General features: G+C 63.5%; 10 protein-coding genes. 5 read left to right on the plus strand and 5 right to left on the minus strand.

Features of this window, described 5'->3' with window-relative positions; genetic code table 11:
• Positions 1 to 13: 13 nt before the first annotated feature.
• The 4 genes from AC1VON_RS05675 to gcvA form a co-directional block, all read right to left on the minus strand.
• On the minus strand, positions 14 to 1,315 hold the full coding sequence (locus AC1VON_RS05675) for an ABC transporter substrate-binding protein (protein ID WP_172347545.1): 1,302 nt from the start codon (positions 1,313 to 1,315) through the stop codon (positions 14 to 16).
• A 152-nt stretch (positions 1,316 to 1,467) separates the two neighbouring features.
• Positions 1,468 to 2,901: a hypothetical protein gene (locus tag AC1VON_RS05680; RefSeq protein WP_172352794.1), complete on the minus strand. Its 1,434-nt coding sequence runs from the start codon at positions 2,899 to 2,901 to the stop codon at positions 1,468 to 1,470.
• 60 nt (positions 2,902 to 2,961) lie between these two features.
• Positions 2,962 to 4,266: a nicotinate phosphoribosyltransferase gene (gene pncB, locus AC1VON_RS05685; protein WP_172347544.1), complete on the minus strand. Its 1,305-nt coding sequence runs from the start codon at positions 4,264 to 4,266 to the stop codon at positions 2,962 to 2,964.
• Between the two features lie 125 nt (positions 4,267 to 4,391).
• The gene (gene gcvA / locus AC1VON_RS05690) at positions 4,392 to 5,366 is read right to left on the minus strand and encodes a transcriptional regulator GcvA (protein WP_172347543.1); all 975 of its coding nucleotides are present in this window, start codon (positions 5,364 to 5,366) and stop codon (positions 4,392 to 4,394) included.
• Between the two features lie 211 nt (positions 5,367 to 5,577).
• Between gcvA and speB the strand changes: the two genes are divergently transcribed.
• The 4 genes from speB to AC1VON_RS05710 all read left to right on the plus strand — a co-directional run bounded on the left by speB (position 5,578) and on the right by AC1VON_RS05710 (position 8,837).
• Positions 5,578 to 6,639 carry an agmatinase gene (gene speB, locus AC1VON_RS05695; protein WP_172347542.1) on the plus strand — a complete coding sequence of 354 codons (1,062 nt, stop codon included), beginning with the start codon at positions 5,578 to 5,580 and terminating at the stop codon, positions 6,637 to 6,639.
• 81 nt (positions 6,640 to 6,720) lie between these two features.
• Complete coding sequence (locus tag AC1VON_RS05700) at positions 6,721 to 7,530, plus strand: transporter substrate-binding domain-containing protein (RefSeq protein ID WP_483120872.1); 810 nt, start codon at positions 6,721 to 6,723, stop codon at positions 7,528 to 7,530.
• A 6-nt stretch (positions 7,531 to 7,536) separates the two neighbouring features.
• Entirely contained in the window at positions 7,537 to 8,193 is a 657-nt protein-coding gene (locus AC1VON_RS05705; protein ID WP_483120874.1) for an amino acid ABC transporter permease, read from the plus strand.
• On the plus strand, positions 8,190 to 8,837 hold the full coding sequence (locus tag AC1VON_RS05710; RefSeq protein ID WP_483120876.1) for an amino acid ABC transporter permease: 648 nt from the start codon (positions 8,190 to 8,192) through the stop codon (positions 8,835 to 8,837). Before AC1VON_RS05705 ends, AC1VON_RS05710 begins: the two co-directional genes overlap by 4 nt.
• 54 nt (positions 8,838 to 8,891) lie before the next feature.
• Here the strand turns inward: AC1VON_RS05710 and AC1VON_RS05715 are convergent, their stop codons facing one another.
• Positions 8,892 to 10,295, minus strand: coding sequence for an MATE family efflux transporter (locus tag AC1VON_RS05715; protein WP_172347539.1), 1,404 nt, complete (start codon positions 10,293 to 10,295; stop codon positions 8,892 to 8,894).
• Positions 10,296 to 10,547: 252 nt separating this feature from the next.
• Here AC1VON_RS05715 and AC1VON_RS05720 point away from each other — a divergent pair, with 252 nt between their 5' ends.
• Positions 10,548 to 11,465 (plus strand): AraC family transcriptional regulator, encoded by a 918-nt coding sequence (locus tag AC1VON_RS05720; RefSeq protein WP_483120878.1) that lies wholly within the window; start codon positions 10,548 to 10,550, stop codon positions 11,463 to 11,465.
• The last annotated feature ends 105 nt before the right edge of the window (positions 11,466 to 11,570 follow it).

Genomic DNA, 11,570 nt, shown 5'->3' on the forward strand with positions numbered 1-11,570 from the left:
AGGGTAAGGCGCCTCAAAGCGCCTGCGTCGTATAATCCCCTTCGGCCTCGTAGAGCCCGTCCTCGATCTTGGTCTTGTGCACGACCTTCAGCTTGCCGCCTTCGACCTTGGAGATGTTCTGGATCCCAAAACACTGGTGGATCTTGCCATTGAAGGTCTTCGGCCCCTGCGGATGCTCCGGGCCTTCGGCGAAGGCGGTCAGCGCCTCGGTTGCCTCGACCAGCTTGGCGCGGTCTTCCGGCCCTTTGTAGCCGGCATCCTCCATCGCCTTCTTGACGACGTAGAGCGTTTCCCAGCAGCCGAACATGTGCGCGGCGGTGGAGACATCCTTGGGGTCGCCGACGGCGGCGCCATTGTCGTCGATGCCGACGGCGGCGCGATAGGCTTTCTGCGCCTCTGTATCATCGGCCTGGGCATAGCGCGGCGAGCCTTCCCAGAAATGGCTGCCGTCGAGGAATTCCAGCCCCGGGCTGTTGATGTCTACGGCTTCGAGCGAATCGATGAAGCCGAACAGCTGCGGCCGGTTGGAGCCGTAGAACTCGCCGAGTTCCTTGACGAAGGTGAGCACCGCCGGACCGACCATCACGTGGTAGATCACCTCGGTCTCGGCCGGGATCTGCGGGAAATACTTGGTGAAGGACGATTCCGTCGGCGGGATGGCGATCTGCGCAATGACATCGGCGCCCTGCGCCTTCAGCGCCGGCGGCAGATAGTCGCGATGATCGTAGCCGAAAGCGAAATCGGGGAAGATCTGCGTCACCTTCTTGCCGGCATTGGCCGCGATCCACGGCGCCATCGACTGGATCTGGCTCTTCACATCGGTGATGCCGGGCTGGAAGACGTAGCGGTTGAGCTTGGTCGAAGCGACGTGGTGGCCTTCGCTGACGACGAAATAGGGCATCTTGTTTTCGCCGGCGGCGGGCGCCGAGCCGATGACGACATGCGAAAACAGCGTGCCGAAGACGATGTCGGTCTTGTGCTGCGTGGCGAACTTGCCGACTACCTCGGCGCCACGGCCGGGATCGGTGCCGTCATCCTCGATGATGACCTCGACCTGACGGCCATTGATGCCTCCGGCGGCGTTGATCGCCTTCACCGCGGCGGCGGTGGTCTTCTCATACCAGCGGCCATAGGCGGCACCGATGCCGGTCCGGTGCGACTGGAAGCCGATCTTGATTGGCGCCGAACTCTGCGCCTGGGAATAGCGGACGAAGCCGGGCGCCATGGCGAGGCCCGCGCCCGCTGCCAGGCCCTTCAGCGCCGTGCGGCGGGTGAGACCGGTTTTCGGGAGGTTGAAGGTCTTGCTCTTGTCCATATGCCGTTCCCCTTGTTCAGCGTTAGGAGCGCAAAGTCCGCTCATGTCCGGAAGTCGAAAAATTGCATGTGTACAAACTAAATCACCAAAGTCCGGACACGGCAATGCTGGTTCCCTAAGGGAATCCCGGTTTATTTTCCAGCGCAAATGCCTCAGCCGACCGTCGGGGTGGCGAGCAGCCAGAGACCGAAGACCGTGTAGGCGATCATCAGCAGGGTGAGCGGAAACTGGCTGAGCGCGGCGCGGGCGGGCTGCGGATGCAGGCGCCAGGCGAAGCCGTGGGCGACGAGGACGGCGAGCACATGGCCAAGGATGATGGCACCGGCCTGGATGTTCCACAGCCACCAGGCGGACGCCGCGCCGGCGACGATGCCGGCCTCGACCTGCATGTCGGCGGTGCCGAACAGGTTCCAGCCCAGCGCGAACGGGTCGGACAGGGCGGCTAGCGCATACTGGCCGTCGACCAGCAGCGCCGTCATATAGTGCGCGACATGATAGGCGAGCGCGATCGGCACGATCGACCAGACCAGCAGCCCGGCTGCCTGGGCGAGCGGCGGTCCGCTGCCGGCAAGACGTTGGCCGAGCACAACGGCCAAAAGGAACACCGCCGCCAGCAGGACGAATGTCAGAACGAGCCCGAGACTGCCGCTGCCGATCACCGCCGTGCGGCCTGGGAATTCGAGCGGATTGATGCCGAAGAGGCCAAGCCAGAAGAAGGTCTTCGACAGGCCGTCGAAGGAGACCGAGGACAAGGTCAGCAGCAGGAAGGCGATGCCGCTGGGCGGTAACGGATCCGCCGCCAGCAGCTTGGCGCCTGGCCAGCACAGCGCAAGCCGGCCTCTCTCGTCGCGCTCGACAGGCGCGAAACGCGCCACCATGGAGAAGAAGATGGTCAGGAACTCACCGCTGCGGCTCCAGCCGCGATAGCCGAACATCAGCATGGCAAGGAAGGTGAGCAGCCAGTAGAAGCCGGCGGCAAGGGCAAGCCGTGCCGGGTCGTCAGGCGCCGGATCGATGAGCTCGAACCAGGCAAAGGCGAAGAACAGTATGACGGCCGGCCAGCAGCCGATCCATCGGGGAAGGCGCCACAGCCCCTCATCGCTTGCGCCGCGCAGGCGTGAGGCGAGGCGCCACGGTCCATACCAAGGGTTGAGCCATGACCAGATGTCGCCGAGAGCGCCTTGCAGCAGCGTGAGGCCGGCCCACAACAGCGTCCAGATCACAAGCGGCAGTGGATTGGAGAGCGGGTCGCGGCTGCCGAAAAGGCCGGCGGCGATGAGAGTTGCAAAGCCGGCAAAGGATATCAGGCTGAGGGAAGTGCGGGCGGTATCGCCGAAGGTGAAAAGCGGCAGCCGCTGGCGCCAGAAACGATCGATGGAAGCCGCCGGCAGCAGCGCCAGCACGAGAAAGCTGACGGCCACGGCGAATGCGCCGCCGACAAGGTAGTAGCCGGTCGGGAGAAGCAGGACGTGGCCTCGGTCGGAGGCATGGGCGAAGGCGGGAGTGGGGAGGGCTAGAAGAGCGATGGCGCAGGCCAATCCGTGATGACGGCACTCTACGGCGCCCCCCTCTGTCCTGTCGGACAACTCCCCCACGACAGAGGGGGGCGTGAAGGAGCTCGAACTATCCATGAGTCCGATCTCGACTCACACCTTGACCAGTTGCTCCACGCGGTCCTTCTCGCCGAAAATCCGCAAATACCGCTGGATCTCCTTCTCGTCGCCGGTCGCCTTGGCTGGATTGTCGGAAAGCTTCACCGCCGGCCGGCCATTGGCCTCGGTGACCTTGCAGACCAGCGATATGGCGTCCAGGCTGTTGGTCTCCGTCGGCGCGCAGCCCTCGAAATCATTGGTGAGGTTGGTGCCCCAGCCGAAGGACATGCGCACCTTGCCCTCGAAGTGGCGGTAGGTTTCCTCGATCGTTTCCACCTCCAGGCCGTCGGAGAAGATCAGCAGTTTCTGCTTGGGATCCTTGCCCTTCTCGCGCCACCAGGACAGGATTTTTTCGCCGCCCTCGATTGGCGGGGCGCTGTCGGGGCGAAAACCGGTCCAGTCGGCCACCCAGTCCGGCGCGTCGCGCAGGAAGGAGGCGGTGCCGAAAGCGTCGGGCAGCACGATCAGCAGATTGCCGCCATAGTAGCGCTGCCAGTCCTGCAGCACCTTGTAGGGGGCCTGTTTCAGCTCCTTCTCCGAATTGGCAAGTGCCGCGAACACCATCGGCAATTCGTGTGCGTTGGTGCCGAGCGCTTCGAGGTCGTTGTCCATCGCAAGCAGCACGTTGGAGGTGCCGGTGAAGGCCTCGCCGATACCTTCCTTGAGCGCCTCGACACACCAGCGCTGCCAAAGGAAGGAATGCCGCCGGCGCGTGCCGAAGTCGGAAATGCGGATGCCGGGCAGTGCCTTCAGTCGTTCGGTCTTGGCCCACATCTTGGCCTTGGCGCGGGCATAGAGCACATCGAGCGCGAAGGGCCCGAAGGCCCGCATCGCCGCGCGGGATCGCAGCTCGTTGATGATGGCGAGCCCCGGGATTTCCCACAGCGTGGTATACATCCACGGCCCGCTGAAGGAGAGCTCATACTGCCCGTCGCGCCTGGACAGTTCGTAGTCGGGCAGCCGGAAACCTTCCAGCCAGGCCAGGAATTCCGGCTCGAATATCTGCTTGCGGCCATAGAAATTGTTGCCGCCGAGCCAGATCATCTCCTTCTTGGAGAAGCGCAAGGTGCGGGCATGGTCGAGTTGTTCGCGCAGCTCGCCTTCATCGATATCGTCGGCCAGCCGCACCGAAGTGGTGCGGTTGATCAGCGAGAAGGTGGCCTCGACCTTGGGGTACATGCCCCAGATCATCTGCAGCATCAGAAGCTTGTAGAAATCCGTGTCGAGCAGACTGCGCACGATCGGATCGAGCTTCCAGGTGTGGTTGTAGACGCGCCGCGCAATATCGGTCTTAGCCATGTTTCAACGCCGCCTTCGCTGCCTGCAATCCACAACCGCGAGAGGCCTCATAGCATCGAATTGACCAAAACGCTGCCCGCTTTCAGGCTGGCCCGACAAAAAGAACTGCCTGCGTCTGGCCATGCTCAGCCGGCGGTCTTTGCGCCGATGACCTTAAGCTGCGGACGCTTGCGGCGGCTGATGATGCGGCCCGCGACCGGAGCGTCGGCACGGCCGTCATCCCCGGCCTTCTCGGCGAACAGCCAGTCGATGAACACCTGCACGATCGGCGCCGTGCGCATTTCGTTGCGGCAGACGATGTAGAATTCATCGACCGCTGGCACCGACAGGCTGAACGGCGCGATCAGCATGCCCCTGGCCAGCAGCGCGCTTGCCGTCACGGAATCGCCCAGCGCCACGCCATGGCCGTGCACCGCGGCCTCGGTCGCCATGCGGGCATCGCCAAGATGATGGCGGCGGCCGCGCTCGAGGTCCAGCGCATCGGCGGCCGCCAGCCAGGTATGCCATTCGCGGCCGTCGTCGCCATGCAGGAACACATGGTCGGCGAGATCCCTGACGCTGCGGATCGGGCGGTTGTTGATCAAGGTCGGGCTCACCACGGGAAACAGTTCCAGCCCCGACCATTTGCGCATCCAGCAATCGGCCCAGCTGCCGTTGCCATAGTGGACGCAGACATCGATATGCGGCGCCCTTATATCCCTGGGGTCGTTGGAGGGAATGAGCGTCAGCTGGATGTCGGGATATTGCGCGGTGAAGCTGCCGAGCCTCGGTGTCATCCACAAAAGCAGCAATGCCGGCACGCAGGACACCGAAAGCGCGCCGCTGCTGGCTGGGCGCGTCAGCCGCTGCGTGGCGGCGGCGATGCCGTCGAACGCGGTCGATACAGCCGGCAAAAGTTCGGCGCCATGCGGCGTCAACTTGACCCGCTGGCCGACACGCTCGAACAGCTTGACCCCGAGCGACTGCTCCAGCGCCTTGATCTGGTGGCTGATGGCGCCATGCGTGACGTTCAGCTCACTTGCCGCCTTGGTGAGCGAGCCATGGCGCGCCGTCGCCTCGAAGGCACGCAGTGGGTTCAAGGGCGGCAGGCGTTTGGCCATCAGGGACTCGACAGTTTGTGAGATTTTCTCACAGAAAACACCCTAACAATATCAATTGATTTTTCAATGCGGCTGCCGGACACTTCGGCCCTGAACAACTTCAAGACGAGAAATCTGCAGGCAGCCAGCGGGACAAGCGACCCGGCCGGACGGCGGTCAATTCGCCTGAGGTCACCACTGGTCAAGCTGCACCAATCGAGGAGGAACCGATATGGGCTACGATCGCGGCAAGCTTGACGCGCTGCGTCGCAAATATGGCGAGAGCCATGGCGGCGAAATGTTCGACCCCAAGTTCCGCAAGGTCGCCGACAAGATCTTCTCCAAGAGCGGCACCAGGCTGGCGCCCTATTCCGGCATCCCGACCTTCCTCGCCGCGCCCTACCGCGAAATCGCCGCGGAGAACCCGGATTTCGGCGACCTGCAGGTGGCCATGATCGGCGTGCCGATGGACCTCGGCGTCACCAACCGGCCGGGCTCGCGCTTCGGGCCGAGGGCGCTGCGCGCCATCGAGCGCATCGGCCCCTACAACCACGTGCTGGAATGCGCCCCCACGCATGAGTTGAGGGTGGCCGACATCGGCGACACGCCATTCCGCAGCCGCTACCGTCTGGAGATCAGCCATGAGGATATCGAGCGCCGCACCAACCAGATCGTCGATGCCGGCGTCATTCCGCTGTCTGTCGGCGGCGACCACTCGATCAGCCATCCGATCCTCAAGGCCGTCGGCAAGAAGGCGCCGGTCGGCCTGATCCACATCGACGCTCATTGCGACACCAGTGGCCTGTTCGACATGACCAAGTTCCACCACGGCGGGCCGTTCCGCAACGCGGTGCTCGACGGCGTGCTGGATCCGACGCGCACCATCCAGATCGGCATCCGCGGCTCGGCCGAATATCTGTGGGAGTTCACCTATGAGTCCGGCATGACCGTGGTCCACGCCGAGGAGGTGACCGGGCTCGGTATCCCCGCGATCATCGAAAAGGCCCGCAAGATCGTCGGCGACGGCCCGACCTATGTTTCCTTCGACATCGATAGCGTCGATCCGGCCTTCGCGCCGGGCACCGGCACGCCGGAAGTCGGCGGGCTGACGACGCGCGAGGTGCTTGAACTGCTGCGCGGCCTCAAAGGCCTCAACATCGTCGGCGGCGACGTCGTCGAGGTGGCGCCGCAATATGACGCCACCACCAACACGGCGCATGCCGGCGCCCAGGTGCTGTTCGAGATACTGAGCCTGATGGTGTTCAGCCCGGCCATCACGGGCAAGGGGGCCTGACGGACTTCACGAAAAGGCGGCCGCCGCGCTGGAGCCGGCGGCTGACCCAACAATCAAAAAGCTTCCAGAAGGGGAATGACAATGACAATCCACTCGACACTGAAATCATCCATCGCCGCCGCGCTGATGCTGGGTGCTGCCGGTCTTGGCATTGCCACGCAGGCGGCCAACGCCGACGCGCTGGCTGACATCACCAAGGCCGGCACCATCAATGTCGGCGTCTTCGCGGACTTCCCGCCCTTCTCCTCGGCCAGCGCCGATATGAGCCTCAAGGGCTATGACATGGATGTGGCTCAATACATCGCCGACACGCTCAAGGTGAAGCTCAATCCGGTCGCTGTCACCGGCCAGAACCGCATCCCCTATCTGAACGACCATCGCGTCGACATCCTGATGAGCGTCGGCTACTCGAAGGAGCGTGAGCAGGTCATCGATTTCGCCGCCGCCTACGCGCCCTATTACATCGCGGTGATCGGTCCGGCTGCGATGACGGTCAAGGGCAAGGAAGACCTTGCCGACAAGTCGATCGCCGTCAATCGCGGCACGCTCGAGGACACTTCGCTCACCGAGGCCGCGCCCGCCTCGGCCGACATCAAGCGCTTCGACAACTACAATTCGGTGATCCAGGCCTTCATCTCGGGTCAGACACAGCTGATGGTCGTCGGCAACGATGTCGGCGCGCAGGTGCTGGCCAAGCAGGATGCGCTGAAGCCGGAGCAGAAGTTCCAGCTTCTGACCTCGCCATCGCATATCGGCCTCAACAAGAACGAGGACGGGTTGAAGAAGGCGGTCAACGACGCCATCGCCAAGATGCTGGCCGACGGCAAGCTGGACGAAAGCTCGAAGGCCTGGCTGAAGACGCCGCTCAACCCCGACAACCTCAAGGATTGAGTTCCCGTGGCCTTCGGCTGGCTTCCAGGTGCCGTGGGCGACATTGCGCACGGCGCGGCCACGACGATCCTGCTGATCGTGGTGACCACGCTGGCGGGAACGCTGCTCAGCATCCTGGGTGCCGCGGGACGGCGAAACGGCCCCGCGCTGCTTCGCCGGGCCATCGCCTGGTACGTCGAAGTGATGCGCAACACGCCGTTCCTGGTGCAGCTGTTCTTCATCTTCTTCGGGCTGCCGAGTCTCGGGATCCGGCTCGACCCGATCCTGGCCGCCATGCTGGCGATGACGCTCAACATGGCGGCCTACACGATCGAGATCGTCGGCGCCGGGCTTGACGCCGTGCCACCAGGGCAGACGGAAGCTGCCCTGGCACTGGGCCTAAGGCCACGTCAGGTGTTCATCAAGATCGTTCTGCCGCAGGCGCTCAAGATCATCTATCCGGCGCTCACCAGCCAGATCGTCATCATGATGCTGGAATCGGCCGTGGTCTCGCAGATCGCGGTGCGTGAACTGACATATGAGGCCGATATGCTGCAGGCGCGCACTTTCCGGTCTTTCGAGACCTATTTCGTCGTGACGCTGGTCTACCTCGCTCTGTCCATGGCGTTGCGCCGCTTGCTGGTCACCGGCGGGCGCCGCGCGCTCGGAGCGGGCGTGTCATGATCGAGTTCACGCTCTGGGACATCGTTCGCAACCTTCTGCTTGCCGCCCGCTGGACGGTGCTGCTGTCGCTGGCCGCCTTCATCGGCGGCGCGGTGGTTGGAATGGCGGTGCTGTTCTTCAGGATCTCCAAAAACAAATGGAGCCGGCGCATTGCCTCCGGCTACATCGCCCTGTTCCAGGGAACGCCGCTCTTGATGCAGCTGTTCCTCATGTTCTTCGGCCTGCCGATGCTCGGCCTGCGCATCGAACCCTGGACCGCGGCGGTGCTTGGCCTGACCTTCTTCGCCAGCGCATATCTGGCCGAGATCTGGCGCTCCGGGGTGGACGCGCTGCCATTGGGCCAATGGGATGCCGGCGCCAGCCTCGGCCTGCACTATCTGCAGCAACTCAGGCTGATCATTCTGCCGCAAGCCTTCTCGATCACCCGCGCGCCGACGGTCGGCTTCCTGGTGCAGCTGATCAAGTCGACGGCACTGACCTCGATCATCGGCTTCGAGGAACTGGTGCGGACCTCCAACGCCATCAACAACGCGACTTTCGAACCGTTCAAGGTCTATGGCCTGGTGGCGCTGATCTTCTTCGTCATGTGCTTTCCGCTGACGCAATATGCCCGGTCGCTCGAAAGGCGGGCGGCGGGACACTGAGCCAGCGAAGCGATACATGCAAAAACGCCGCCGGGCAGCCGGCAACCGTCCCGTTCAATGCCCGAAGGCAAGCGGCGGCGCGATCCGATCGCGGCGCAGCCAGCGCGCCAGGAGCAGCGCCGCCACCACGGCCAACCCTGTCGAGAGACCGATCCAGATGCCGACGCCGTGCAAACCAAAATGGAAGGCGAGCAGCACACCTAGCGGCAGGCCCACGCCCCAGTAACCGATCGCGGCGTAGATCATCGGCACCTTGGTGTCGTGCAGGCCGCGCAGCATGCCGGCGGCAACCGCCTGCGCACCATCGAAGACCTGGAACAGTGCGGCAAACACCAGGAAGGACACGGCGAGCGCGATCACCCTGGCATTGGCCGGGTTGGCGAGATCGATGAAGGCGCTAATCAAGAGATGCGGCCAAAGGACCATCACCAGCCCCATCAGTGCCATGAACGAGACGCCGATAACAAAGGCGGTCCAGCCAGCGCGCGACACGCCTTCTGGATTGCCGGCGCCATGCGCAAGCCCGACGCGGACCGTCACCGCCTGGTTGAGGCCGAGCGGCACCATGAAGGAGATCGAGGCGATCTGGATGGCGATGGCGTGCGCGGCGAGCGAATCCGCATCGATCAGACCCATCAGCAAGGCGGCCGCGTTGAAGATGGTCACCTCGAAAGCCAGGATGCCGGCGATCGGCAGGCCAAGCCGCAGCAGCCCCTTGAAGCGCGGCCAGTCGGATCGCCAGAAGCGGCCGAAGAGATGATAGCGCCGGAACTTCTTCTCCAGCATCACCACGACAGACATGCCGACGAACATCAGCGTGCTGGAAAGCGAGGTCGCAAGGCCCGAGCCGGAGATGCCCATGGCCGGTACGCCGAGATTGCCGAACATGAACACCCAGTTGAAGAACACGTTGCAGGCAACGGCGACGAAGACGATGACCAGCGCCCAGCCCGGCCGTTCCAGCGCCGAGATGAACGAGCGCAGCACGATATAGCCGTAGAAAGGCAGCACCGCCCATTCAAGCCAGCGCAGATAGATGCCGGCCTGATGCGCCAGCGCCGGCTCCTGGCCCATCGCCAGCAGAATGGCCTCACCGTGCCAAAGCACGAGCCATATCGGGATCGAGATCAGGATTGCCAGCCACAGGCCCTGGCGCACGGTGCGGCGCAGGTCGCGCACCGAATGGCGGCGGCGGCCAAGCTCGGTCGCGATCATCGGCGAGGTCGCCAGCATCAGGCCAAGGCCGAAGATCAGCGGCATGAAATAGAGGTTGGCGCCAAGCGCGCCGCTGGCCAGCGTATCCGCTCCAAGACGTCCCATCATCATGACGTCGGTGGCCGTCATCGCCGTTTGGCCGAGATTGGTCAGCACCATCGGCCAGGCCAGCGCCAGCGTCGCCTTGATTTCCTGACGCCAAAGATTTTCCGGCGCGCGAGCGCCGGCTTCGATCGCAGACATTGTTCCGCTCTTTCCAGGCGCGGCACGTCGGCAAAAGAAGCCGGAAGCCGCATGTCAAACGGCAAAACCAACGGTTTCGCGGCGTTTGCGCCGTCTATTGAACGAAATGCGCCATGAAGGCAAGGGAGGAGGAGCGGGTACCGATTGAGCCAGTGCCATTCCCGGGTGCGGTTGCGTCGTTCCCTTGCGGGCTGCGGGCTGTTACGGATTGCTTCGGAGATCGACAGCCAGCGAACCCCCTGGGAGGAATGGATGGCGTTCAGACAGCGAAAAAACCCTGTTGCCACGCTTCGGACGGCGCCGGCCTTCGAACATATCGTCACCGAGGCGAGCGACAGTTTCCTGTGGAGGCTCGACGACTACCCCTGGGAGCGCAATGTCTGGAACTTTCATCCGGAATACGAAATCCATCTGCTCAGGAAATCCTCCGGCGTGGTCCTGGTTGGCGATCACATTGGCGAGTTCGGACCTGGCTACCTGACCATCGTCGGCGGCGGCCTGCCGCATGACTGGGTGACGGCGGTGCAGCCGGGCGAGCTGATCGAAGGCCGCGACATCGTCCTGCAATTCGATGCGCAGAGGCTGCGCGGCTCGGCGGGCCTGTTGCCCGAACTGCGCGAACTGGAGCCGTTCCTCGAACGGTCGCTGCGCGGCATGGTCTTTCACGGTCGCACGGCGCTGGAGGGCGCCGAACTGATGGAGCGGATGGGAACGGTGCATGGGCTCGCCCGCCTCTGCCTGTTCCTCGAACTGGTCGACCTCCTGGCCAGGACCGACGAGTACGAACTCTTGTCTTCGCCGGATTTCTCGCCGGTTCTCGATGCCGCGTCGCTCGACATCATCCAGCGCACGCTGACCTATCTGTTCCAGCATTTCGCCGAGGATCTGAAGTTGCCCGACGTGGCCGAACTCGCGGGAATGACGGAGAGCACATTTTCACGCTTCTTCCAGAAGAACACCGGCAACTCCTTCAGCGACCACCTTGCCAAGCTCAGGCTCTGGCAGGCCTGCAAGCTGCTGGCGGATACCGATGTTGCCATCACCGACATCTGTTTCCAGGTCGGCTACATGAACATCTCGAACTTCAACCGCGCCTTCCTGCGCAAGCACAAGATGACGCCGTCGTCCTACCGCAAGCTGTCGCGGCAACGGCTGACGATGCGCGCATAAGCACGACTTAAATCAACGGCTTGGACGCGATCGATACTCGTGTGACGGACTTTGTTCCGAGGTGCCGTTTTTTGCGCTGCACAATGCATAAAAGTACATGTTTGC

This window comes from Mesorhizobium sp. HAY1-8B (assembly GCF_056868045.1).